Origin of the sequence: Aestuariibaculum suncheonense (genome assembly GCF_014596935.1) — a bacterium.
Classification (GTDB): domain Bacteria; phylum Bacteroidota; class Bacteroidia; order Flavobacteriales; family Flavobacteriaceae; genus Aestuariibaculum; species Aestuariibaculum suncheonense.
Window position 1 is genome coordinate 574252 of the sequence record NZ_JACVXC010000003.1, and the last position, 26893, is coordinate 601144.

Genomic DNA, 26893 nt, shown 5'->3' on the forward strand with positions numbered 1-26893 from the left:
AGATATAAGTATGAAGACTAAAGTCTTTAATTTTTGCGAGTGCAAATGTAGTTAATTCTAACATCATTTAAAGTATAACATTTTAATATCTGTAAAATTTACCAGATAATTAAGATTTTAATAATCCTAGAATCTCAACACCTAAATTTTATTCTATAAAACCTCACCTGCATGACAACAAATTCTTTTATCAAAAACAAATAACAATATCAATACTTTTAAATGATTTCTCGTAGGCAAAAACCTATTAACTTTTTGACTATCTTTATATTACTAACCAATCCCTTGTTAAATATGAAAAGTATTTTTACGCTCATGTTAAGCCTTTGCTGCTTAACATTTTCTTTTGCTCAACTCAGCATTTCAGGTACAGTAACAGACAATTTAGGCTCTCCTCTTATGGGGGTTAACATTGTTATTAAAGGAACTAGCAACGGAACGACCTCCGATTTTAACGGGGAATATAAAATTGATGCAAATGGCGATGCCATTTTAGTCTTTAGCTCTGTAGGTTATGATTCTAAGGAAGTTGAAGTTAACAATCAAACAAAAATCAATATCGTTTTAGAAGAAGGCGTTAGTCTTGACGAAGTGCTTTTGGTGGGTTCCCGAAGCCCAAAACGCACAGCTACCGATACACCAGTTCCTATTGATGTCCTAGATGTTTCTGGAATAGCTGCTGCAACCGGAAAAGTTGAAGTTAACGATATTTTACAATACGCGGCTCCTTCATTTAATGCAAGTAAACAATCGGGATCCGATGGTGCCGACCATATTGTTCCTGCCTCCTTGCGTGGTTTGGGGCCCGACCAAACTTTAGTGCTTATCAACGGTAAACGCAGACACCAATCGTCGTTGGTTAATATATTCGGGACTCGTGGACGCGGCAATTCTGGAACCGATTTAAATGCTATTCCTGCGAATGCCATAAAAAGAATTGAAGTATTAAGAGATGGTGCTTCGGCTCAGTATGGATCCGATGCCATTGCAGGGGTAATAAATATTGTTCTGAGAGATAATACCGATGGATTTTCTGGAGGAATAACCTATGGTGCATATAGCACAGCTATTGGTGACGGGTGGGAAGAAGCTACTGGGGAAACACTCTACAATGTGGAAGGTAAAAATCGTTTAGACGGAAAAAATAAAAACTGGGACGGTGAAACGGTTAAAATTGATGCCAATTATGGTCTAACATTAACCAATGATGGTGGATACTTAAACATTACCACCGAATTTCTTTCAAAAGACAACACACTAAGACCCGGTTTTTCATGGCGAAAAGGTTATGGTAGCGCAGGTGTTGATGGATTTAATTTCATGATTAATTCCTCTATTCCTGTTAATGATAATACAGAAATTTACGCCTTTGGGGGTCGGAATTTTAGAGACACCAATGCTAACGCATTTTCAAGAGACGCTTTCGACGATGGCGACAATCGTTCGGTGCCAAGTTTATATCCTGATGGATTTACTCCTAGAATCACCTCCAATATTACTGATGCTTCAGTATCGATTGGCGTAAGACATGAAATGCACAATGGCTGGAACGTTGATTTTAACAATACCTACGGAAAAAACAATTTTCATTACTACATTAAAAACAGTAATAACGCTTCTATGAAGAACGCCTCTCCTGTAGATTTCGATGCTGGCGGTCATTATTTATCACAAAACACTACAGGACTGGATTTTAGCAAATATTACGATGATATATTTTCAGGAGTTAGTTTAGCTTTCGGTTTTGAATACCGTACCGAAAACTTTGGAATTTTTTCTGGTGAAATTCCTTCCTATGGATTATATGATGAAAATGGTGTTGTAATTACAAACCCTGCCATTCAAACCGTTGCTACCGATGCCAACGGTGATGATTTACCTGGTGGATCTCAAGGATTTCCTGGATATAGCCCTGCTAATGAAGTAGATCGCAGCCGAACCAATTACGGAATCTATTTAGATTCTGAAATAAATATTAGTGAAGCTTTTATGTTGGCTGGAGCTGTGCGATTTGAAACATACAGCGATTTTGGAAACACCTTTAACGGTAAATTAGCCAGCAGACTAAAAATAAGTGACGATTTTTCTTTAAGAGGTTCAATTTCTACGGGGTTCAGAGCACCTTCATTAGCACAATTATATTACAATCTTATTTTTAATAATATCGTAGCAGGAGAATCTGTACCTTCACTTCTATCTGCCAATAACAGTACCGTAACCAAAGCCTTCGGTATTGGTGAGCTTAACGAAGAAAAAGCATTTAATGTCAGTTTAGGCTTCACGTTTAAAACAGGCAATTTTACAGCTACAGTTGATGCATACTCCATTACAGTGAATGACCGTATTATTTTAACAGACAATTTCACTGACCAAGCTATTCTAGGCCCTTTAAAAGTTGATGCCGCTCAATTTTTTGCTAATGGCGTTGACACAAGAACCAGCGGACTAGATATTGTTTTAGGTTACGACACCTCTGTAGGAAGTGATGGCAACATTAAAATCGGATTAATTGGAAATATTAATGATTTAAAAATTAAAGATATCCACAACGGTGATTTAAATGAATTTACATTTTTTGGCCCCTTCTCTCAAGCCTATTTGAAAGCGGCTGCACCAGATTATAAATTCGGATTAAATTTAGGATATGCGACCTCTAAGTTTAATACCAACCTAACCCTTACGCAGTTTAGCAAAGTTGAATTGCAGGATTTTCAGTGGGTAGATTCTCCAGCAACAACACAAACTGAAGCAGATGCCTTATATGAAGTCGCTACCGATATTTATAAGGCTGCATTAGTTTTAGATATTAGCCTAGGATACAATATTTCAGAAAAACTAAATATTGGTATTGGAGTGAATAATCTACTCAACAAATATCCAACCCCTCAATTTGATGGATGGACAGACCAAGGTGGTTTAGCCGATTCTGTTCAAATGGGTTCTGATGGAACTTATGCCTTCGGAAGATTAAGTTTTAAACTGTAAACCAACAAAAAATAACATAAAAAAACCCAAGCCATTAAGCTTGGGTTTTCATTATATAAATAGATTTTTTTAATTAATCTTCCGGGTGCATAAAGCGTTGCTTAGCTAAAAGCTCTTCTTCGGTTTCAACGTGATTATCATCAGGCACACAACAATCTACCGGACAAACTGCAGCACATTGTGGTTCATCATGAAACCCTTTACACTCTGTACATTTATCTGGCACGATGTAGTAAATTTCATCACTTACAGGTTCTTGTGCATCGTCTGCATCAACCTCTGTACCATTTGTTAATACAACAGTGCCTGTTAAACTTGTTCCATCTTTATAACGCCAATCGTCTGCTCCCTCGTAAATTGCAGTATTTGGACATTCCGGCTCACAAGCTCCACAGTTAATACATTCATCTGTTATAATAATAGCCATAACTTTCTATAGTTCAATTAATTTATATTGTAAATAGAAAAACATACAAAAACCATAATTTAACAGGTTTTTCGAAGTCTAATGTAACCCTTTAAATAATCGGGAATTAAAAAACTTCATTCACTACATTTTTCTAACTTTGCAGAGCAAAAATAACGCCAAAACTATTCATAACCAAATTCAGAATGAATTTACAGCAAAGAATTAATGCTTTTGTAAAATTAGGAGATTTTATACGTCAATTCTCTAACGATACTATTGAAAAACAAAATACTGTTGAATTCAACGATATATTTTTCGACGGATTCAAACATCAGTTAAAATTAGCCGAAGAACACAACGGTTGGTTTACTCCTGAAAACATCAGCTTTGCCTTAAAAGGCTGGAGTGACTCATTAACGCTTGAGAAACTAAATACCTGGCTTAAACCCTATAATATAGAAACTGTAAACCCAAAACAGGTGGCTATTATTATGGCCGGAAATATTCCTTTAGTTGGGTTTCACGACTTTATTACAGTTTTAATTACAGGGCATAAAGTTTTGGTTAAACAATCCTCAAACGATAAACACCTTCTCCCTTATTTAGCAAAGTACCTGGAATTTGTTGAACCTGAATTTAAGGGTTTAATCACTTTTACAGAAGATAAGGTTGAAAATTTCGATGCTGTGATTGCAACCGGAAGCAACAATACGGCGCGTTACTTTGAATACTATTTTAAAGACAAGCCTTCTATTATACGTAATAACCGTAATTCTGTTGCGGTGTTAACAGGACAGGAAACCGAGGAAGAACTTGAAAACCTGAGTGAAGATATTTTTAGATACTATGGTTTAGGTTGCAGAAACGTATCGAAACTTTTTCTTCCAAAAGGCTATAATTTCGATGCTTTTTTTAATGCCATGTACAGCTGGCACCCTATTATTGAAAAAGCCAAATACGCCAATAACTACGACTATAATAAAGCCGTGTATTTAATGAGCGAATTCGATATGCTTGAAAACGGTTTTTTAATGATTAAAGAAGACCAAAGTTACGCCTCGCCTATTGCCACTGTTTTTTATGAATATTACGACAGTCTGGACCAATTGAAAGAAAAATTAGAAGTCGAAGAAAAACAAATTCAGTGTATCGTAGCTAAAGGATTCAGTGAAAACGAAATCGCTTTTGGAGCCACTCAAAAACCTGAACTTTGGGATTATGCGGATAGTGTCGATTCTGTTGAATTTTTATTATCAATTTGACGAAAAAATTATTGAATTTTCAGTACTAAATACTCAATTAATTAGCAACTTTGTATCTTTAAAATCAACAACTCTACAACAGAAATGAAAAAACATAATTTTAGTGCTGGACCAAGCATTTTACCGCAAGAAGTGTTGCAACAAGCTGCAAAAGCTGTAATTGATTATAATAACGAAGGGTTATCTTTAATTGAAATGTCACACAGAAGTAAAGCTTTTGTTGATATCATGGAAAATGCAAGAGCCTTAGTTTTAGAATTATTAGGCTTAGAGGGTAAAGGGTACCAAGCATTATTTTTACAAGGTGGTGCTAGCTTACAGTTTTTAATGACCGCAATGAACCTTTTAGAGAAAAAAGCGGGTTATGTAAATACTGGTGCTTGGAGTGAAAAAGCCATTAAAGAGGCGCAAAAAATTGGTGAAATTATCGAAGTAGTATCATCTAAAGATGCTAACTTTAATTATATTCCTAAAGGTTACAACGTACCTTCAGATTTAGATTATTTACACTTAACATCGAACAATACGATTTTCGGAACACAAATTAAATCGTTCCCTACTACACCTGTACCATTAGTATGTGATATGAGTAGTGATATTTTTTCTCGTGTGTTAGATTTTACGCAATTCGATTTAATCTATGCCGGAGCTCAAAAAAATATGGGACCTGCAGGAACTACTTTAGTAGTTGTTAAAGAAGACCTTTTAGGAAAAGTGTCTCGTAACATTCCTGCTATTTTAGATTACCAAAAACACATTGGTGCAGATAGTATGTTAAATACACCTCCTGTATTTGCGGTGTATACATCTTTACTAACCTTAGAGTGGCTTAAAAAAGAAGGTGGTATTACTGCTATTGAAGAAGCTAACGAAAAGAAAGCTACATTAATGTATTCCGAAATAGACCTTAATCCTTTATTTAAAGGTTTCGCCGCTGTAGAAGATCGTTCGACTATGAACGCTACTTTTAACTTAGCAGATGAAGCTTTAAAACCAACTTTCGATGCTATGCTTAAAGAAGCAGGAATTAGTGGCGTTAATGGTCACCGTAGTGTTGGTGGTTACAGAGCTTCTATGTACAACGCTTTACCTATCGAGAGTGTTCAGGCACTAGTAGAAGTTATGAGCGAATTAGAAAACAAAGCTTAAGTTCTCTATCAATCTGACTAAACAATTAATAAACCAAAACAATTAAAAGTTTCCATTTGTAAGGAAACAAAAAATAAATAAAATGAAAGTATTAGCAAACGACGGTATTTCAAACAGTGGTATTGAAGCTCTTGAAAAAGGAGGGTTTGAAGTAATTACTACAACCGTAGCGCAAGAGCAGTTAATAAACTATATTAACGAAAAAGAAATTAGTGTATTATTAGTACGTAGTGCAACAACAGTACGTAAAGACCTTATCGATGCTTGTCCAAGCATTAAAATTATTGGTCGTGGTGGTGTTGGTATGGATAATATTGATGTTGATTACGCTAAAGGAAAAGGTATTTCTGTAATCAATACACCGGCGTCTTCATCACACTCGGTTGCTGAATTGGTATTCGCTCATTTCTATGGTTTAGCACGTTTTTTACACAACTCGAACAGAGAAATGCCTCTTGAAGGTGATACTAAGTTTAAAACTCTTAAAAAAGCCTACGGTAAAGGTGTAGAGTTAAAAGGTAAAACTTTAGGTGTTTTAGGTTTTGGTCGTATTGGTCAGGCCACTGCAAAAGTAGCTTTAGGAGCAGGAATGAAAGTTGTGGCTTTCGATCCGTTTATTGAAACTGCAAACGTAGAGTTAGAATTTTTCGATGGCCAAAAAGTAAACTTCGAAATCAATACGATTTCTAAGGAAGAGGTTTTAAAACAAGCCGATTTCATTACCTTACACGTACCAGCTCAAAAAGAATACGTTATTGGAGCGCCTGAGTTTGAATTAATGAAAGACGGTGTGTTTATCGCAAACGCTGCTCGTGGTGGTGTAGTAGATGAAATTGCTTTAGTAAACGCTATTGAATCTGGTAAAGTTGCTGGTGCTGCTTTAGATGTTTTTGAAAAAGAACCAACACCGGAAATTCAATTATTAATGAATGCTTCTTTATCATTAACACCACATACTGGTGCGGCGACTAACGAAGCTCAAGATAGAATTGGAACTGAGTTAGCTGAACAAATTATCAGCATTCTTGGTTAAAATATTAATGTGACCTTTAGGTTATATTTGAGTCCTATACATATGTATGGGACTTTTTTTTTGTACCTTGAAAACTGAATTTCAATATTAATTTTAAAATCTAAATAAGAATCATGTCAGGTATATTAGACTTATTAAACAGCGATATAGGTAAAACCATTATTAACGGGGTATCCAGTCAAACCAACCAACCGGAAAGTAAAACTCAGGATGTTTTAACCATGGGTTTACCGGTTTTGATGCAGGCCATGAAACGTAATGCAGCAACGCCACAAGGAGCAGAAGGCTTATTAGGAGCTTTAAACAGTGGAAAACACGACGGCAGCATTTTAGATAATCTGGGCGATTTATTCAACGGAGGTGTCGATGATAATGTTATCCAAGATGGTAGTAAAATCTTAAATCACGTTTTAGGCAGCAAGCAACAGCACGTAGAAACAGCTTTAGGAGCTAAGGCCGGAATTGACGCTGAATCTGTAGCACAAATTTTAAAAGTCGCTGCTCCCATTGTAATGGGTCTTTTAGGAAATCAGGCGAAACAACAAAACGTAAATAATTCTAACGGATTAGAAAATCTTTTAGGCGGATTACTAGGCGGAAATTCAGTGCAAAGCGAACAGAACTTCCTTACCGCCATTTTAGACGCCGATGGCGATGGCAGCGTTATAGACGATGTTGCCGGTATGGTTTTAGGTAGCGATAAAAAGAAAGGTGGACTTGGTGGTTTATTAGGAGGTCTCTTCGGAAAATAATCAAAAAACATATATTCATATTAAAAAAGCCAAACCGTCTCGTTTGGCTTTTTATTTTTAAAAACCGGAATAACTCAGCATTAAATATCTAAGTTTTTGTAATTTTAAGTTAATAAATCAGACTGAGTTAAAACCAACACCTGACATCTTATGAAAACAATACTTTACATCTTGGTCGTTTTTAGTTTCATCATAGGATGCCATTCTACCAAACCTGTCGCTGCTTCAAATTCAGAAGAACAATTAGATGCTGAAAAACTTAGCGATACCGTCACCATTGCCAATGATGATTTAGAATACGAAATCATTATTATAGAACCTGGGTTTAATTTTTGGTTAGCCAGTATAGCAAAACCTGAAGGCTTCTACTCCCAAGAATATTTAGAAAATAGAAATCGTATTTACGTCACCGAATGGAATAATCGAGTTTTACAACCTCAACGCTATAATTCCAATTTATACCAGATGCAAATCGACTACCAGCCTCAAATCGATTATGGTTACGAGGTAAACTACAAACTCTACAATTATTTCATCTATTTTCAATTAACCTACAAGCAACAATTAGCTGGTTTTGTTCCCAGAATTTAAATGCTTTAACTACATTTGTTGTACAAGACTTTTATGGTGCAAAAATTTAAAGAACGTTGGCAAATACAACATAACTGGCAACTCCTCTTTCCTGTTTTAGGAGTGCTTATTTTGGCGTATTCAGCGTTTAAATTATCCTATATCTTTATCAAAGATGCTCATATGGCGTTCAATATATTATTGGGAGCCATTATTTATTTTATGCTCGTTAAGTTTGTTCTATTTACTTTTAAAAAACTGGAGCATAAATGGAAAGTCGATTATCGATGGGAATTTATTCGTATTTACATTGTTTTTGCTGTAACTGGGTCATCTTCATTATTTGTAAGCAAACCCTTAATAAAACTCATCGGAATTACTAAAGAAAATCTGGGCTCGGCGTTATATTGGGTGCTTTACATCATCATCGGACTTATTTTTTATCAAATTTTACTGGTTTCTATAGGCTGGATCTTTGGTCAATTCGACTTTTTTTGGACCTTTGTAAAAAAATTATTGAAACGTATCGGATTCAAGCGTTTTTTAGAGTAGTGAAACAAGAAATTAAAGGTCATATTATGGTTAGAATGGTAGCTTTGCTTTTGGCAGTTTCGCTGCTATACCCTGCTGTTACTAAATTCGCCCATCTTTTCGCTAACCACGAGCACGATATTTGTAAAGGTGAAAAAACAACACACCTTCACGAACTGAATACCGATTGTGATTTTTACAAATATCAGGTTCACCATCAATATGCGTTTTCTCTTTTCGAGTACCATATATTCAGTACAAAAGAACAATCGCCTGAGATTGTCTCTCAATATCAATTTTTAAGCGACTACCAACGTTTACAAATCGCCCTACGCGGTCCTCCTGCCCTGGTTTAATAATGAACAAACACACGGAATATTTTCAGTGCTAACATATTATTAAATTAAAAGCCCTTTTTAGGGCTATTTAAACACACATAACATGCGATTATTATTAAATACATTGTTGCTTTTAGCAATTACTAATGTGTTTGCCCAAAATTCGTTAAAAGGTCTTGTTGTCGATAACAAAACAAACGAAAGCTTGGCATTTACAAATATATATTTATCAGACCTTGAAAAAGGGACTGTTACAGACGAAACCGGAAATTTTAATTTAGACAATCTGCCATCCGGAAACTATAAATTGGTGGTTTCTTTATTAGGGTACGAAACAAAATCGTTAAACATTAACATTCCTAACCTGCAATATATTGAAATACGCTTGGAATATTCGGCTATAGAAATGGAAGACATTATCATTTCAACACCATTCCATAAACTACAGAGTGAAAACGTCATGAAAGTAGAACGTGCTTCTGTAGAAGATTTAAACGCAAGCGGAGCCGTAAATCTAACCGAAGGCATCAGCAATATTGCAGGTGTTGAAAGCGTAACGACAGGATTAAGTATTGGTAAACCCGTAATTCGAGGTTTAAGCTCTAACCGAGTTTTGGTTTATACTCAGGGCGTACGTTTAGAAAATCAACAGTTTGGTAGTGAACACGGTCTTGGGGTTAGCAGCAATGGTATAGAAAGTGTCGAGGTTATAAAAGGTCCTGCTTCACTGCTTTATGGTAGCGATGCGCTTGGTGGAGTTTTATATCTTAACCCTGAGAAATTTGCTCAAGAAAATACATCCAGTGGCGATTTAAGTGGCAATTATTACAGTAACACACAAGGTTTCAATACAGGTGCGGGCTACAAAGCTTCTGAAAATAATTTTAAATTTTTATTTAGAGGAAGCCTTACCGAGCATTCCGATTATGATACGAAAGAGTATCGCGTGACAAATACCCGTTTTAGAGAACAGGATTTTAAAGCCGGTATCGGGTATCAGGTCAACACCTTTAAAACAGAATTCAGATACAATGTGAATAATTCTAAATTAGGTATTCCTGAAGAGATTGGCGTACAATCCACCTTAAAAGCGCCTTTGCTTCCGTATCAAAACATTACGAATCACGTATTAAGTTCAAAATCTACCATCTTCTTTAATAACTCTAAATTAGATATCAACTTAGGATACATTTATAACGATAGAAAAGAATTTGAAGATGAACATCATCATGAGGAAGATGAAGAAGCTCATGAAGAAGAACATGAGGAAGAAGAACACCATGAGGATGAACATGGCGAAGAGCATGAAATCTTAGTTCCATCGCTTCAAATGAAACTAAAAACAGCTAATTACGACGTTAAATACACCTTACCGGAATTAGGGAAATTTGAAACTATCGTAGGGATTCAAGGTATGAATCAGGTGAATACGAATTATGGTGAAGAACAATTAATTCCTGATGCGACGACCAACGATTTCGGGGTTATGGCAACTTCACACATTCACTTTGAAACTATAGACATTCAACTTGGTGTACGTTACGACAACCGTAATATCAATGTTGTTTCAGGATTAAATCGTGACTTTAATAGTTTTAATGGTGCCTTAGGATTTAAAACCAATCTATTTGAAAATCTAACAGCACGTGTCAATTTTGCTTCAGGATTCAGAGCACCCAATTTAGCCGAGTTAACCTCTGATGGTATTCATCATGGTTCAAACCGTTACGAAGTTGGAAATGCTAATTTAAATAACGAACAAAACTTCCAAACCGATATTGCTTTAGAATTTAAAAATGAGCACGTTGAGTTTTTTGTAAACGGATTTTACAACAAAGTAAACGACTATATTTACTTATCACCAAATGGTAATATTGTTGATAACACTCCTGTTTTCGACTACATTCAAAATGATGCCAGATTATACGGTGGTGAAGTTGGTGTGCACATTCACCCGCACCCTATCCACTGGCTTCACATTGAATCGAGTTTTGAAACCGTTACCGGAAAACAGGCCAATGATGAGTATTTACCGTTAATTCCAGCTAATTCTTTAAGTAATGTGCTTAGAGTTGAGTTTGAAAGACCTTGGCTTAAAAAAGGATATACGTTTGTAAAACTAGTGAGTACCTTTAACCAAAATAATGTAAGTACGTTTGAAACCTCAACTGATGGTTATAATTTACTAAGTGCTGGTTTTGGAGGAAGTTTCAATCTGTTTAAAAATGAAGCTACTCTTAGTATTTCAGGAACCAACCTAACTAATAAAACCTATATCAACCACCTGTCGCGTTTAAAACCCGATGGTATTTTCAATATGGGCAGAAACATTAATATCGGGTTGAAATACCAATTATAACCCACAAAAAATCCCTTTCTTGTTAGAAAGGGATTTTTTTTATTTTTAATCTTTAGATTCTTTCTTAAATACATAAGTATAAAGCCACATCAAGGTAAAGGTTGGAATTACATCAAATCCCGGTAAAGCCTCTTCCACAAACGTTACAACTCCTGCAATTTTACCTGCTTTCCCTTTATATAATTTAGTCATTAACCATCCTGAAAGTGGCGCCCAAACAATATCTGAAAACTCCCCTATTCCAGGAATTAAAAATGACACGTATCCCAAGGCATCAAACAAGATACCTAATGCTAATTTTTTGTATTTACCCATTAAATAAAACTTATATAGACTTTAAAATTACAATTTAAACATTTCAATACTTTCTATCCAAAATAATTCAGATGCAAAAAATTGGAGTCTAGTTTTTATTATCCGATCTGATTTATCTCTTGCTGATTTAACAACAAACCTTGCTTTTGAATTGTTTAAATCTAACGTATATTTTTCATCAAAGTGTTTTTCTTTATCCGTAAAAAATGAAACCACTTTGTTTTCATACAACCAGATTCCTTTTCCATATTTGTTGACCACTGGTGGTTTGCCTGATTTCATATCGTTATAAGAATGAAAAACAAATGTACCATCTTGATTTAATGTCAATGTATATTCTATTAAATGACTTTCTTCTTTTCCAAGTGTAAGCTTGTAATCACCTACCAAATCATTTGATTGAGCAAAAGAATTTAATTGAAATACAAAAATTAAAATGAATGTAATTCGCTTCATAACATGTCTTTTCTTCAAGACATCAAGAAATATACCACGAATTATTTACCTATCAATTTCAAAAACTCGTTTCTGGTTTCTATTTTTTCAAATTGTCCGCGAAAACCTGAAGTCGTTGTTAATGAGTTTTGTTTTTGCACACCACGCATCATCATACACATGTGAGACGCCTCAATAACCACCGCAACGCCTTGAGGTTTTAAGGTATTATTAATACAATCTAAAATTTGTTCAGTTAAACGCTCTTGCACCTGAAGACGTCTCGCAAACACATCAACCACACGTGGTAATTTACTTAAGCCTACAATATGTCCGTTAGGAATATAGGCAATATGTGCTTTTCCGAAAAACGGTAAAATATGGTGCTCGCAAAGAGAATACAACTCGATGTCTTTAACAATAACCATCTCGTTATAACTCTCTTCAAACATGGCGCCTTTAAGAATTTCCACCGGATCCTGATGATAACCCTGAGTTAAAAACTGCATGGCTTTAGCGGCACGTTCTGGTGTTTTTAATAATCCGTCACGGCTGGTATCTTCCCCTAAATTACTGATAATTTTATTGTAATTATCTTTAATATCTTCGGTTAGCTCGTCGTTATATTCTTCGAATGATTTGTAATGCATTTCAATTTTTTTTGAAGAATAAAGATATAGCTTAAATCGCATTTGGCAATAAAAAACAATTCTTAATTGTACAGAACGGCTTAAAGTAGTAAATTCACGGCTCCTATTTCACAAAGATGATTCAAGCAAAAAACATACATAAATTTTATAACGATTTAGAAGTATTAAAAGGAGTTAACCTGCATATTAAAAAAGGCGAAGTGGTTTCTATTGTAGGTGCGTCTGGTGCTGGCAAAACAACACTTTTACAAATATTAAGCACACTAGACAAAGCCTCTTCTAAGGAAGACTACCAGTTAACTATTAATGGTATTGAAATTGCAAATTTAAAAGATAAAGCCTTAGCAAAGTTTAGAAATGAACACATTGGTTTTATCTTTCAGTTTCATCAACTACTTCCGGAATTTACGGCTTTAGAAAACGTTTGTCTACCTGCCTTTATTAAAGGCACTAAAAAGGCAGATGCCGAAAAACGCGCCAAGGAATTACTGGACTTTTTAGGGTTATCGCATCGTTACGACCATAAACCCAATGAGCTTTCTGGCGGAGAGCAACAACGTGTCGCTGTAGCTCGCGCTTTAATTAACAATCCGGATCTAATTTTTGCCGATGAACCATCCGGTAATTTAGATAGTGAAACTGCTGAAAACCTACACAGCCTATTTTTTAAACTGCGTGATGAATTCGGACAAACCTTTGTTATTGTTACGCATAATGAAGAATTGGCCAACTTAGCCGACCGAAAACTGGTCATGGTAGATGGTAATATTACAAATCAATAAATTCCTAAAATTGCCGATATTAAAAAAGAACGGCTTATTGAAATTCAATAAGCCGTTCTTTATATGAATTAGTTTTAAACTCTTAAATTCCAAAAGGAAAGTTCTTACCTAAAATAGTTACCATTTTAGTATTATAATTTAATTTAATATCTTCAATACTTGCCACATCAATATCTAAAATACCTGCCTTGATACTTCTTGGTAATAACGCAAAATGTAGTGACTCTTCCACAGTTAGGCTATAATCAACACCTTTAGAACTTCTTCCATGTTGTATACCATCTAGCAAATATTCATCATCCCAAATATTTAAGGGCGTATCACTTCCTGCTACCCATGTTCTGGTTGAATCTTCTGTATATTCAATAGTAGCTCCAGTTGAAGTTGTTATTTTTCCATCGGTAATCGTTACGCTATATTCTAAATCACCATCTGTATTTTCTCCTAAATTTTCAACAACGTGAGTGCCTTCAACTTTATACTCCTCATGATAATAATTGGTAAATGTTGATGTATGCATACTTCCTTCCACGCCATACCAATTAGAGGAAACGATGGTTACAATGCCTTTACGAGTAATACCATCTTTACACAATACACCCATTCCATAATCGATAGTAATTGTTTTTGGGAAGCTTGTAAAATCCATAGGATCTATAGTAATTACAGGACCATCGGCTTTAGTTGATGTTAATTTTGCTGAAGCTGACGCCGTACCCTCGGATGTTAAAACAGCATCTCCACTATTGTTACCAATATCCTGAAACACCTTATTTACTGTTGAATATTCAGTTAAAGCTTCGATAGCAACCGTTGTATCCAGAGTATTTTTAACAGTCTCTCCGTCACAACTGGCTAATAAAATGGCAAAAATTGGGGCAATAATTTTTTTCATAATACATTATTTTTGATGAACTAATTAACGTCATAAAATTTAATTCTCACTTAAAAAACAATAAAAAATAACATTTCAAAGTTAATTTATGCATTTCATCGGCAATTTCAACAAACAAATACATTCCTGCTATTCGGGTTTTAACATATTTATAATAAGCTCTTCAGGTATTAATTGGTATTTTTGATTTCGACAAAAACCAAAATCCATTTTTTCATATTGAATTCATCTGAACTTAAAGAATTTCTTGACGCTAAAGTTGAACAATACAACAGCCCTAAGTTTATAGAAAGCGACCCTATACAAATTCCTCATCTGTTTGCTAAAAAAGAAGATATTGAAATTGCTGCCTTTTTAACCTCAACCATTGCCTGGGGAAATCGCAAAAGCATCATCACTAATGCGAATAAGTTAATGGATATGTTAGGTCATTCTCCCTACGATTTTGTTATGAATCATTCTAAAACCGACTTGGAACAACTGGAACATTTTGTACATCGTACGTTTAACGGCGATGATGCGATTCAGTTTATTAAGTGTTTAAAACATATTTATACTAAGCATCACGGACTGGAAGCCTTGTTTAGTAAACATGCTAAACCAGATTCGGTTCAACAATCCATTTCGGAATTTAAAAAAACTTTTTTTGAGATAGACCATTTACAGCGAACACAAAAGCATGTGAGCGACCCGTTAAAAAATTCGGCAGCCAAACGTATAAACATGTATCTCAGATGGATGGTAAGGCCGAACAATACCGGTGTAGATTTAGGAATATGGAAAGGTATCACTCCCGCTCAATTATCCTGTCCGTTAGATGTTCACTCTGGTAATGTTGCCCGGAAATTAGGCTTATTAAACCGAAAACAAAACGATGGAAAAGCCCTTTTTGAACTCGATACAGCATTACGAAAATTAGATCCAACAGACCCTGTAAAATACGACTTTGCTTTATTTGGACTAGGTGTATTTGAAGGCTTTTAAAAATTAATCAATCATAATAAAACTAATAATCTATGACAAAACTCTTTACCCTGCTTCTTTCGGTTTCTGTAATTACTCTTTTTGCTCAAAACAGAAAAATCCCAACAGATACCACCGTCGTAACGACCGATACTGCTACTATTAATGGAAAAAGTTTTCAATATACGGCTACCACAGGCACACAACCTGTTTGGAATACAAATGACGAGCCTATTGCGACCTTATTTTACACCTATTACGAACGTAATGATGTAAAAGACAGAGCCAACAGACCTTTGGTTATTTCTTTTAATGGCGGACCAGGGTCTGCTTCCGTTTGGATGCACATTGCTTACACTGGACCTAAAGTTTTGAATCTTGATGAAGAAGGCTATCCAATTCAACCTTATGGTATAAAAAATAATCCGCACTCTATTTTAGATGTTGCCGACATTGTTTATGTAAATCCGGTAAATACAGGCTATTCAAGAATGATAAAGAACAAAGAAGGCAAACTACCTAACAGAGAGACCTTCTTCGGAATTAATGCCGACATTAAATATCTGGCAGAATGGATTAACACGTTTGTAACTCGAAAAAATCGCTGGGAATCGCCTAAGTACCTGATTGGTGAAAGCTATGGCGGTACTCGTGTTATGGGCTTAGCTAATGCATTACAAAACAGCCAGTGGATGTACTTAAATGGTGTGATTATGGTTTCACCTGCCGATTACAAACAATACAACACAGGTCAACCGGAATACTCGGCACTTAACGTTCCATATTATGCGGCGACAGCTTGGTATCATGATAAATTACCTTCAGATTTACAGCAAAAAGATTTATTAGAAGTGTTACCTGAGGTTGAAGATTTTGCAATCAACAAACTAATACCAGCTATTGCCAAAGGTGGATTTATTTCAGAAACTGAGAAAAACAGTATCGCAGAGCAATACGCTAAATATACAGGATTAAGCAAAACAGCTATTCTTCAGAATAACTTAGATGTACCTACAAATTTCTTTTGGAAAGACTTGTTACGTGATGAAAGCGGACATATTATCGGTCGTTTAGATTCCAGGTACCTTGGTTTAGACAAAAAAGACATTGGCATTAGGCCTGACTACAGTCCAGAGTTAACCACGTGGAATCATGCCTTTACGCCTGCTATTAATTATTACATTAGAGAACATCTTAAATTTAAAACTGATGTTAAATACAATATGTTTGGCGATGTGCATCCTTGGGACAACACCAACGATAACACCAGAGATGGTTTAAGACAAGCCATGGCGCAAAATCCGTATTTAAAAGTATTGGTGCAATCGGGGTATTATGATGGTGCAACAACCTATTTCGGAGCAAAATACACTATGTGGCAAATTGATCCTAGTGGAAAAATGAAAGACCGTTTTTCTTTTAAAGGTTACCGAAGCGGCCATATGATGTACATTAGAAATGAAGACTTAAAAACGGCAAACGACGATTTACGTGAGTTTATAAGTAACTCTCTGTCTAATGGAAAAGCTGCTAAATACGAAGTAGATTAATAAACATATATATTTACGAAATCATTAAAGCGATTGATAAGCCCAAATTATCAATCGCTTTTTTATTTAAAAAAACATCAAAATCAATCAATCAATCAATCAATCAATCAATCAATCAATCAATCAATCAATCAATCAATCAATCAATCAATCAATCACAAAAAAATAAAAATCATTTTTAAATGTTGAAGATTAATTTACATTGGTAACACTGCATTAACCAAATCTTCATTTAAAGCCAATGTACAATTAACATGGTCAAACTATTATCGACATAATTTTACATTGTTAATTAATCAAACATAAAACCAATGAAAAAATTAGTCCTTGCGTCGGTTGTAGCTACCTCACTTTTCAGTTGCAACAACGATTTAACAACTCAGGAAGAAGCTTTAACTACAGCCAATGCTTCAATGCCTCTAAAAGGAAACAAAGTCACATTACAGGCTCACTCAGTAACACCAAACTTTTTAAAGTTAAAACCAGGATTCAAAAACCTATCTGTTTATCCTATTTTATCTTCAGAAGATGTTTTAGTTGAGTCTCCTAATTTCGTTTACGGAAGTATGGCCGATGGCGCTGCTTTGATGAAAAACGAAGACGGAACATTTACACTTATCAATAATATAGAAGCCGATTATTCAATCGCAAGAATAACATTAGACGAAACCTTCAAACCAGTTCACGGAGAATATATCTTAAACGCTGCTGCTACGGCAAATACGGCACAATGTTCTGGATCTTTAATCACTCCTGAAGAGCATGGGTTTGGGCCATTATACCTTTCTGGAGGTGAATGGGGTGGTGCTTCTAAAGGTGTATTCGTTACAAATCCTTTTAAAGATGCCAGCGAAGCTTCAATGGCTAACTTATTACCTGCTTTAGGGCAATGGTCTACAGAAAATGCCGTTGCCATGCATAAAAATGCATTCCCTGGAAAAACGGTGGTTTTAATTGGCGATGATACCAGCGATAACAACATCCCTTCTGGTCAATTAGCGATGTATGTTGGCGAACATGCTGATTTAGAAAATGGTAACCTTTACGGTTTAAAAGTACTTACCGAAGGTATTAACTACGAAATGGATATGAAAGAAGGTGTGTCTTACGATATTACTTTCGAAGAATACAGTGAAAGAACCCTTGATGAACTAGAAACAGAATCTAGAGCTAAAGGCATTATGGGCTTTTCACGAGTTGAAGATATTGACTGGAGAAAAGGTTCTGTGGAAAATAATAGAGAGTTTTTCTTTGCTGTAACTGGAAGAAAAAAAGATGCTTTACTTAATAAGGGATCTTTTTACGGAAGAATCTATCATGTTATTTTAGATGAAAACAATCCGTTATCTGGAACTATTACTTGTGTATTAGATGGAGATATTTTAGACGGTAAAGCCAAAGAATTCCACAGCCCTGATAACTTAGTAGTTACTGAAAACTATGTGTATATCCAAGAGGATCCTAACGGATACCCTGATACTCCTGCAAAAAGTCACTTTGCGCAATTATACGAATACAACATTGTTTCTAAAAACCTTAAAACAGTTTTAGAGTGTGATCAGGAATTGGCTGCTAGTGCAGGTTATGGGTCTACAAGCAATGATTGGGAAATCACCGGTATGATTGACATTTCTGAAACGGTTGGTGTAGACAGAACCTTTTTATTAATTACTCAAAACCACGGTTGGACAGATGCTAACTTTACAGATCCTTTAGCAAACCCAAATCCTGCTTCAAACGAAGGTAGTATGCTGTACGTAATTCAAGGCTTAAAGCGATAACATCCTATGAAATTTATATTTAAAAAAGAGGCTTACGTTTTCATAGGCCTCTTTTCCCTGTTATTAACTTCCTGTTTACAAGAGCAAAAAACGGCTTACTTGAACAAGGAAGAACATAAAAACGAAATACTTCAAAAGACATTTTCAAATGAATTATTACTAACAATAAACTATTTAGATAGTTTATCTAAATCAGAAAACGCAAAAGATTTAGAAAAACATTATTTACAAGCCAGATTACATTTTAAAAAGGCCGAACCTGTTTTGGCTTTTGTCGATTCTGAAAATTATAAATTTTTAAATCAGCCCAATATTTTAAAGATTGAAGAAGAAGATGCCACCGATATAAAAATTAACAATCCCACCGGATTTCAGGTTTTAGAAGAAGAAATTTTTACCGATGCACCTGGCATTAAAACGATAACCGACCATGCTATAAAAACAAAAAGCAGATTAGAGCTTATTGAAAAGAATCTGAATTTTAATTACATCAAGCCCTATCATGTATTGTGGATGATTAGAGACCAAATTATCAGAACCGCTTTAACCGGAATTACAGGTTTCGATTCTCCGGTTTTAGAGCATTCACTTTCTGAAGGTCAAATCACCTATTCAGCTTTAAAAGCATATTTAGACATTTATAAAGATGAATTTAATGATCAGACCCTTTATAAAGCATGGGAACAGGCTATTGAAAAAGCCCTTAACGCACTGACCGGCGAGTTTAATAGCTTTAACCGTTACGCCTTCATTAAAAATAACACACATAACAATCTCAAACTTTGGAATAAAACCGTAAGCGACTGGAAGGTGAAATTTCCGTTTACTAAAGCTATAAATAACGACGCTACGTCTTTATTCTCAAAAAACACGTTTAACCTCAACCATTTTTCCGATTACAACGATAGCCTAACGGAGGTTAAAATAAACTTAGGTAAAAAGCTGTTTTTTGAAACCGAACTGTCAGCATCAAAAACGATAAGTTGCGCCACATGCCATATTCCTGAAAAAGGCTATTCCGATGGTTTAACCATTTCAAAAGGCGTGACCAGAAACAGCCCTACCCTGCTTTATGCCGGATTGCAAAAAGGTTTTTTCTACGACAATCGCTCTGGAAGTCTGGAAGGACAAATTGTTTCGGTTATCAATAATGAAAATGAGTTTCATAGCGATTTAGAAGCTTTTGAAAACACCATTAAACATAATACTTGGTATGTTGAAACTTTTAAAACAACCTTTAACGACTCTATAAACCAAGAACATATCAGGCATGCTATTGCAAGCTTTATTCGTAGTCTGGCGCCGTTTAATTCTAAATTCGATAATAACATAAACGATTTAGATAACACGTTAACGACCTCTGAAATTAACGGATTTAACTTATTTACCGGAAAAGCGAAATGTACAACTTGTCATTTTGCGCCCTTGTTTAACGGAACCGTACCTACAACATTTAAGGAAACCGAAATGGAATTGATTGGTGTTCCTAAAACCAATGATTCTATTAACGTAGAAATAGATGATGATTTAGGACGATATGATTTGTTTCATACACCGGAACGTAAACACTTTTTTAAGACCACTACCGTAAGAAATGTCGCGAAAACGGCCCCATACATGCATAACGGTGTTTTTAACACTCTAGAGGAAGTCCTTGACTTTTACAACAAAGGCGGTGGTGCAGGATTGGGTATTGCATTGGAAAATCAGACCCTACCTCCCGATGCTTTAAATCTAACTTCTAGCGAAATTAAGGATATAATTGCCTTTTTAAATAGTCTTACTGACGAAAAGGAAAACACCCCATCATCCATCTAAAAACAAAAAGCCTGATAAATTTTATCAGGCTTTTATATTAATTTATTTTAAAATTATCCTTTTAACCAGGCTTCACGAAGTTTCTTTTGTGCTTCAGTAGCATCTGGTTTTTCAATAATACCTTCACCAAAAGTATACGATTGTGTTGTGGTTGTTTTAAGCTCAACATCCTCGCCATTTCTTTCTAAAGTCACATCAATGGCTTGTCCTGGATTCCAGCTAAACATTAATTGTAGTAATTGATTAGCATTTTGCATCGTCATTTCAGTTCCGCTAACGGCTTTTAATACATCTCCAGGTTGTACACCATTATCATTCCAGAAACTGTTATCTTTTACAGCCTCACTGAAAAATATTTTACCTGCTTGAGGGTCGGCAGCAAAAATTAAAGCACCACCATTAAATACATAGTTGGTTTCAATACGACCTTCTCCAATTTCTAAACCTACTTTGTTAAAATAGTCGTTGTAATTAATTGGAGTATCTCCAATAACATGAGTGTCGAAAAATGCACGTAACGATGGATAAGTCATAGCGACAATCTCATCTATTAATTTATCATCTTCAAACGGTTTATCTTTCCCATATTTACTCGATAATTCTTTCATTAGTGATAAAATTCCACGCTGTCCGTTGCTTTCTTCTCGTAAAATAATATCGATACACATACCAATTAAAGCGCCTTTTTGGTACACGTTTAGGTACTGATCTTTATACGGGTCTTTTAGCACATTTTCACTCATAATGGTAAAACTCATAGCATCATCCATATTTTTAGCCCCTTGAATTTTCTGGATGATTTTATTATAAAAATCAGCTTCACTTACTAAATCTTGATTCACTTGAAATAAGGTTGCAAAATACTCAGTTACGCCTTCATACATCCATAAATGCTTTGAAAACGTTGGATTGTTATAATCGAAATAATGCACATCTTCAGAGTGTACACTTAACGGAGTTACAATATGGAAAAACTCGTGTGACACCACATCTACCATGCTTTCGGCTAACTCTTCGTCGCTTGATGCTTCCGGTAAAACCACTACAGTCGACGTGTGGTGTTCTAATGCCCCATAACCTTTTGGAGATTCGGGTAACCCTTCAGATAAATACAAGAAAATATCGTAACGAGGTGTAGAATTGATATCACCTAAAAACGCTTTTTGTGCCTTCATCATTTTATACATCGCATCTTTTAAAGATGCTGCCGAATGCACTTTGTTTGGCGAATATACACTCAATACTATTTTAATATCGCCTACCTGAAATTCTTCAACCGTTAAGTTCCCATAAAACATTGGGTTATCAGTAATATCAAAATAACGCGTTGCAAAATAACTTGTTGTTACAAAACGTCCGTCTTCACTGGTTTTAGAAGCTACTTCTTGTAACGCTGAACTTCTTGTAAAGTTTGAAGGCGCCGTAACATCTAACTTATATTGGTTATTTTTTAATGAATCGAAATACCCGATGAAGCCGTGTAAATTCAACACATCGTTTGTTTGTTCTATATTGGTTCCTGCAGGTGAAAATGGTTGTTCTCCACCAATCCCTCCTACTTCTTCAATATCGAAAGTATCATTAACGAGATACGTAATCTTATCTAACTTTTTTGCATTGGTTATCGTCCAGGTATTCACGTCTGCTTTTTCAACCGGCATTTCATTACCATCGTAATCGAACGCCTTAAAATCATCTACATATTTCCCAAAATCACTTACGGAATAAGTTCCCTGTACAACTCGAGGCAATCTATACGTTACCGTTTCATTAGTAAAACGTCCCGGATTAATGGTTACTGGCGCTTTATCGTTTACAATATGTGATAAATTTATAAATGTTTCAATTGGAGTGTTTACTGCTAAATCGTTACTTGAATTTTTTGAAGTACCACAACTAGCCATCAAAATACCCGCAAATAGCGCGGCAATAGGTTTTGTATTCATTAAGTTGATTTTTTTGATTTTTTAAACGTGACGTCCAAATTACTATTTCTGTTACACATTAAGCTCATAAGGTTTTGTTAAAATGATGTTTTACGTATATTCGCCGCATGTATAAGCCACTAATAAGTATATTAACGCCTTTCAAAAATACAGAACAATACCTTACAAATTGCATTGAGTCTGTAATAAATCAGACATATTCTAACTGGGAGCTACTTATTATCGACGATAGTTCTACTGATGGCAGCTATAATCTGGTTAAATCGTTTGCTGAAAGAGATGCCAGAATCAAACTTTTTAAAAATTCTGGAAGCGGTATAATTGATGCTTTACAATTGGGATATAGTAAAAGTTCTGGTGATTATATCACGCGTATGGATAGTGATGATATCATGCCGAAAAATAAACTTGAAATTTTACTGAATAACCTTTTAAAACACGGCAAACAACATGTGGCAACGGGTTTGGTGAATTATTTTTCACAACAAGGCATTAGCGACGGCTATAGTAAATATGAAACCTGGCTTAACAATCTCACAAAAACCGGAACTAATTATACTGAAATTTATAAAGAATGTGTAATTCCCTCGCCTTGCTGGATGATACATCGCGAGGATTTCGATGCCTGTGATGGTTTTAATCCCAGACGTTATCCTGAAGATTACGATTTAACCTTCCGATTTTATAAAAACAATTATAAAATTATTCCGTGTGATAAACTCCTGCATTACTGGCGTGATTACCAAACAAGAACCTCAAGAACACATGATAATTACGCCGAAAACACCTTTTTAGATATTAAAATGCATTATTTCTTAGAGTTGGATTACGATAAAACCAGACCTCTAGTGGTTTGGGGTGCTGGGTGGAAAGGAAAAACCGTAGCTAAAACGCTTATTAAAAACAATATTCCGTTTGAATGGATTTGCGATAACCCTAATAAAATAGGTAAACACATTTACGATCAGGAAATGAAACCATTCAGACATTTAGAAGCTATAAATCAGCCACAAAGTATTGTAACGGTGGCTAACCCTAACGCGCAAATTAAAATAAAAGCCTACTTCAAAAACCAAAACATGTTTCCAATGACCGACTATTTTTTCTTTTGCTAATTTAGTTTTCGCTTCCTGAATTTTCAATTACAAAAAATTCATGTACTTTTATGTACTTTTCAATCTATATAGACAAGTATGCAGTTTAAACACCCCGAACTTCTTTACGCTTTATTTTTACTGCTCATCCCTATTATCATTCATTTATTTCAACTTCGAAAATTTCAAAAAGTTGAATTTACCAATGTCGCCTTTTTAAAACGCGTTACCATTGAAACCCGTAAAAGTTCACAAATAAAAAAATGGCTAGTATTATTTGCCAGACTCCTACTTTTAGCTTGTATCGTACTGGCATTTGCACAGCCTTTTACATCGAACTACGATAATTTTAACACAAAAAAAGAAACCGTTATTTATTTAGATAATTCTTTTAGTATGCAGGCTAAAGGCAATAACGGTGAACTTTTAAAACGTGCTGTTCAGGATGTGATTAGCAATGTCCCGGAAGATGAAACCGTGTCGATTTTAACTAACAATAATACATTTAGAAACACCAACATTAAAGCCGTTAAAAACGATTTATTGCAATTAGACTATACCGCCAACAATTTAACGCTCGATGCTGCTTTGCTTAAAAGTAAAACCTTATTTAGCAAGCAAAAGGGCATTTTAAAGCATTTGGTGTTTGTATCAGATTATCAGCGAAGTGAATCAGCTTTCACTCCTGAAACAGATAGTCTAACAACCATTCATTTAGTTAAACTGAATCCCGTAAACGGTAACAATGTAGCTATAGATTCGGCTTATATTTCGGAAAGTAGTGCCACAACAATCATATTAAAAGTTTTATTAACGAACAGCGGTGAGACTATAGAAAACTTACCTGTTTCGTTATTTAATGATGATAAATTAATAGCGAAAACTTCAGTGTCCTTAGAAGATATAGCTGAAACCACCTTTTCGCTTCCGGCGAATGAAATCATCAATGGAAAAATTACAATTGATGATGCCAGTCTACAATTCGATAACACCTTATACTTTAATATTAACGACACCTCTAAAATTAAGGTTTTATGTATTAATGCTAGTGACGACGACTTTTTAAAACGCATCTATACCGAAGATGAATTCATTTACTCTTCGGTTTTGGAAAAACAGTTAAATTATAACGATATTGAGCAACAACAACTCATTGTGTTAAATGAATTAAAAGACATTCCGAATGCTTTGGTTGCTGCATTGAAATCGTTTACCAATCAAGGTGGTTCATTATTAATCATCCCCTCTGATGAAGCTAATATCAATTCATATAATGCTTTATTGGGAAATTACGGTTCTAGTTTTCATTCAGTTACTAAAGCTGAAAAACGGATTACCACCATCAGCTATGCACATCCACTATACAATAGTGGTGTTTTTGAAAAACAGGTGAATAATTTTCAGTACCCTAAAACGGAAAGCTTCTATGATATTTCCTCAAATAATGCTTCGTCTGTTTTACAATTTGAAGATAGCAAACCATTCCTATATCAAAACAAAACAGCTTACGTGTTCACTTCGGCGTTGAATAAAGACATCTCGAATTTTAAAAGTTCGCCTTTAATTGTTCCAACCTTGTATAATATTGGAAAATTTAGCTTACAACTTCCAAAATTGTATTACACCATTGGCAAAGATAATACATTTGATGTGGCGACCACCTTACAACAAGATGCTATTTTATCGTTGGTGAAAGACGACATCAACATCATTCCTAAACAGCAATATTTCAATTCTAAAGTGGCTATATCAACTTCAGAAACACCAGATATTGCCCATATTTATAGGGTGATGAATAAAAAAGAAACTCTTAAAAAAGTAAGCTACAACTACGATCGTAGCGAAAGTAATCTGACTTACATGACCTTAGCATCTGCAAAACACATCACTATAAGTAATTCGATAACCGAAATATTCGATAGCATAAAAAGTGATACAAAAGTTAACGCCTTATGGAAATGGTTTGTTATTTTTGCACTAGCATTTTTGATTATCGAAATGGGCATCTTAAAATACTTTAAATGAACATACTTATAAAATCTGCCACCATTATAGATCCTCAAAGCGAGTTTCACAATACAACTCAGGATATATTAGTTGAAAATGGTGTCATTACCAAGATTGAAAGTAACCTTACAAATCCCGGAAATTACCAAGAAATAACCTTAGATAACCTGCATGTTTCACAGGGCTGGTTTGATAGCAGCGTGTGTTTTGGCGAACCTGGTTTTGAAGAACGCGACACCATTGAAAACGGACTAAAAACAGCGGCCGCTTCGGGTTTTACCGCAGTAGCGATGAACGCGAATACCAATCCGGTGATTGACTGTAATGCCGATGTTACGTTTGCAAAAGCCAAAGCAGCAAACCAAGCTACCTCTTTATTACCAGTTGGCGCATTAACCGTAGAAAGTAAAGGTGTGGATTTAGCCGAATTATTCGACATGAATACGGCTGGTGCGGTAGCGTTTTACGACTATAAAAAATCGATTTCTAATCCGAACTTAATGAAAATTGCTTTGCAGTATGCATCGAATTTCAACGGATTAGTATTTTCATTTCCTCAGGAAAATAAAGTTGTTGGTCATGGGGTTATGAACGAACATATCATCAGTACCAAATTAGGTTTGAAAGGTATTCCAGCTTTAGCAGAAGAATTACAAATAGTACGCGATCTATTTTTATTGGAATATACCGGAGGTAAATTACATATTCCTACCATTTCTACTCAAAAATCAGTGGAATTGATTCGTGAAGCCAAAGCTAAAGGTTTAGACGTTACCTGTAGCGTGGCTATTCACAACTTATACTTTACAGATGAAGCCTTAACCGACTTCAATACGCATTTTAAAGTTTTGCCGCCTTTACGTACGCAAACTGATTGTGACGCCCTTAAAGCAGGTTTGGTTGATGGCACCATCGATATGGTAACCAGCGACCACAACCCTTTAGACGTCGAACATAAAAAGGTAGAGTTTGATCATGCTGCTTATGGTACAATTGGTTTAGAATCTGCCTTCGGAGCTTTACAAACATTGTTCAACACTGAACAAACCGTTAAACTATTAACGCAAGGTAAAGGTCGATTTGGCATTTCAGAACATTCAATTTCAGTTGGAAATCCTTTAGATGCGACTTTATTCAACCCGAATACTGAATATGTGTTTTCTAAAGCCGATATGGTTTCAAAATCAAACAACGCTATTTTTGAAAATGAAACCTTAAAAGGTCAGGTTTACGGTATCATTGCCAATAATATTATCGCTTTAAAATAAT

At 35.2% G+C, this 26893-nt stretch carries 23 protein-coding genes; 17 read left to right on the plus strand and 6 right to left on the minus strand.

Annotation, left to right across the window (positions count from 1 at the left end):
* Positions 1-294 precede the first annotated feature (294 nt).
* The gene (locus ICJ84_RS10735) at positions 295-2985 is read left to right on the plus strand and encodes a TonB-dependent receptor (RefSeq protein ID WP_188216397.1); all 2691 of its coding nucleotides are present in this window, start codon (positions 295-297) and stop codon (positions 2983-2985) included.
* Positions 2986-3058: 73 nt separating this feature from the next.
* Here the strand turns inward: ICJ84_RS10735 and ICJ84_RS10740 are convergent, their stop codons facing one another.
* Positions 3059-3412: a 4Fe-4S dicluster domain-containing protein gene (locus tag ICJ84_RS10740; protein ID WP_188216398.1), complete on the minus strand. Its 354-nt coding sequence runs from the start codon at positions 3410-3412 to the stop codon at positions 3059-3061.
* A gap of 185 nt (positions 3413-3597) precedes the next feature.
* On the opposite strand from ICJ84_RS10740, the gene ICJ84_RS10745 reads away from it, so the two are divergent.
* The 8 genes from ICJ84_RS10745 (at position 3598) to ICJ84_RS10780 (ending at position 11388) form a co-directional block, all read left to right on the plus strand.
* Positions 3598-4656 (plus strand): acyl-CoA reductase, encoded by a 1059-nt coding sequence (locus tag ICJ84_RS10745; protein WP_188216399.1) that lies wholly within the window; start codon positions 3598-3600, stop codon positions 4654-4656.
* 84 nt (positions 4657-4740) lie between these two features.
* Positions 4741-5805 (plus strand): 3-phosphoserine/phosphohydroxythreonine transaminase, encoded by a 1065-nt coding sequence (gene serC, locus ICJ84_RS10750; RefSeq protein ID WP_188216400.1) that lies wholly within the window; start codon positions 4741-4743, stop codon positions 5803-5805.
* An 82-nt stretch (positions 5806-5887) separates the two neighbouring features.
* A complete protein-coding gene (locus tag ICJ84_RS10755; RefSeq protein WP_188216401.1) occupies positions 5888-6838 on the plus strand; it encodes a D-2-hydroxyacid dehydrogenase in 951 nt (316 codons plus the stop codon).
* A gap of 113 nt (positions 6839-6951) precedes the next feature.
* Positions 6952-7590, plus strand: a complete 639-nt coding sequence (locus ICJ84_RS10760) for a DUF937 domain-containing protein (protein ID WP_188216402.1) — start codon at positions 6952-6954, stop codon at positions 7588-7590.
* Between the two features lie 150 nt (positions 7591-7740).
* Entirely contained in the window at positions 7741-8181 is a 441-nt protein-coding gene (locus ICJ84_RS10765; protein ID WP_188216403.1) for a DUF6146 family protein, read from the plus strand.
* 18 nt (positions 8182-8199) lie between these two features.
* Positions 8200-8712, plus strand: coding sequence for a DUF6787 family protein (locus ICJ84_RS10770; RefSeq protein WP_241748738.1), 513 nt, complete (start codon positions 8200-8202; stop codon positions 8710-8712).
* 26 nt (positions 8713-8738) lie between these two features.
* Entirely contained in the window at positions 8739-9047 is a 309-nt protein-coding gene (locus tag ICJ84_RS10775; RefSeq protein WP_188216404.1) for a hypothetical protein, read from the plus strand.
* An 85-nt stretch (positions 9048-9132) separates the two neighbouring features.
* A complete protein-coding gene (locus tag ICJ84_RS10780; protein WP_188216405.1) occupies positions 9133-11388 on the plus strand; it encodes a TonB-dependent receptor in 2256 nt (751 codons plus the stop codon).
* Positions 11389-11433: 45 nt separating this feature from the next.
* Here ICJ84_RS10780 and ICJ84_RS10785 read toward each other — a convergent pair whose 3' ends face one another.
* Genes ICJ84_RS10785 through folE form a run of 3 tightly spaced genes read right to left on the minus strand, consistent with a single transcriptional unit; the run spans position 11434 to position 12788 of the window.
* Positions 11434-11703, minus strand: coding sequence for a hypothetical protein (locus ICJ84_RS10785; RefSeq protein WP_188216406.1), 270 nt, complete (start codon positions 11701-11703; stop codon positions 11434-11436).
* Between the two features lie 27 nt (positions 11704-11730).
* Complete coding sequence (locus ICJ84_RS10790) at positions 11731-12159, minus strand: hypothetical protein (protein ID WP_188216407.1); 429 nt, start codon at positions 12157-12159, stop codon at positions 11731-11733.
* Between the two features lie 41 nt (positions 12160-12200).
* Positions 12201-12788: a GTP cyclohydrolase I FolE gene (folE, locus tag ICJ84_RS10795; protein WP_188216408.1), complete on the minus strand. Its 588-nt coding sequence runs from the start codon at positions 12786-12788 to the stop codon at positions 12201-12203.
* Positions 12789-12904: 116 nt separating this feature from the next.
* Here folE and ICJ84_RS10800 point away from each other — a divergent pair, with 116 nt between their 5' ends.
* Positions 12905-13570: an ABC transporter ATP-binding protein gene (locus ICJ84_RS10800; protein WP_188216409.1), complete on the plus strand. Its 666-nt coding sequence runs from the start codon at positions 12905-12907 to the stop codon at positions 13568-13570.
* Positions 13571-13652: 82 nt separating this feature from the next.
* Here the strand turns inward: ICJ84_RS10800 and ICJ84_RS10805 are convergent, their stop codons facing one another.
* The gene (locus ICJ84_RS10805; RefSeq protein ID WP_188216410.1) at positions 13653-14465 is read right to left on the minus strand and encodes a hypothetical protein; all 813 of its coding nucleotides are present in this window, start codon (positions 14463-14465) and stop codon (positions 13653-13655) included.
* Positions 14466-14684: 219 nt separating this feature from the next.
* Between ICJ84_RS10805 and ICJ84_RS10810 the strand changes: the two genes are divergently transcribed.
* The 4 genes from ICJ84_RS10810 (at position 14685) to ICJ84_RS10825 (ending at position 20577) form a co-directional block, all read left to right on the plus strand.
* A complete protein-coding gene (locus ICJ84_RS10810; RefSeq protein ID WP_188216411.1) occupies positions 14685-15449 on the plus strand; it encodes a TIGR02757 family protein in 765 nt (254 codons plus the stop codon).
* A gap of 32 nt (positions 15450-15481) precedes the next feature.
* Positions 15482-16978, plus strand: a complete 1497-nt coding sequence (locus ICJ84_RS10815; RefSeq protein ID WP_188216412.1) for a S10 family peptidase — start codon at positions 15482-15484, stop codon at positions 16976-16978.
* Positions 16979-17289: 311 nt separating this feature from the next.
* Positions 17290-18759: a PhoX family protein gene (locus tag ICJ84_RS10820; protein WP_188216413.1), complete on the plus strand. Its 1470-nt coding sequence runs from the start codon at positions 17290-17292 to the stop codon at positions 18757-18759.
* A 99-nt stretch (positions 18760-18858) separates the two neighbouring features.
* Positions 18859-20577, plus strand: a complete 1719-nt coding sequence (locus ICJ84_RS10825; protein ID WP_241748739.1) for a cytochrome-c peroxidase — start codon at positions 18859-18861, stop codon at positions 20575-20577.
* A 53-nt stretch (positions 20578-20630) separates the two neighbouring features.
* Here ICJ84_RS10825 and ICJ84_RS10830 read toward each other — a convergent pair whose 3' ends face one another.
* On the minus strand, positions 20631-22523 hold the full coding sequence (locus ICJ84_RS10830; RefSeq protein ID WP_188216415.1) for a M61 family metallopeptidase: 1893 nt from the start codon (positions 22521-22523) through the stop codon (positions 20631-20633).
* 107 nt (positions 22524-22630) lie between these two features.
* Between ICJ84_RS10830 and ICJ84_RS10835 the strand changes: the two genes are divergently transcribed.
* From ICJ84_RS10835 to ICJ84_RS10845, 3 genes are all read left to right on the plus strand, one after another.
* Positions 22631-23638, plus strand: coding sequence for a glycosyltransferase family 2 protein (locus ICJ84_RS10835; protein ID WP_188216416.1), 1008 nt, complete (start codon positions 22631-22633; stop codon positions 23636-23638).
* Positions 23639-23716: 78 nt separating this feature from the next.
* Positions 23717-25642, plus strand: coding sequence for a BatA domain-containing protein (locus ICJ84_RS10840; RefSeq protein ID WP_188216417.1), 1926 nt, complete (start codon positions 23717-23719; stop codon positions 25640-25642).
* Positions 25639-26892, plus strand: a complete 1254-nt coding sequence (locus ICJ84_RS10845; protein WP_188216418.1) for a dihydroorotase — start codon at positions 25639-25641, stop codon at positions 26890-26892. The genes ICJ84_RS10840 and ICJ84_RS10845 overlap by 4 nt, the downstream gene beginning before the upstream one ends.
* The last annotated feature ends 1 nt before the right edge of the window (position 26893 follow it).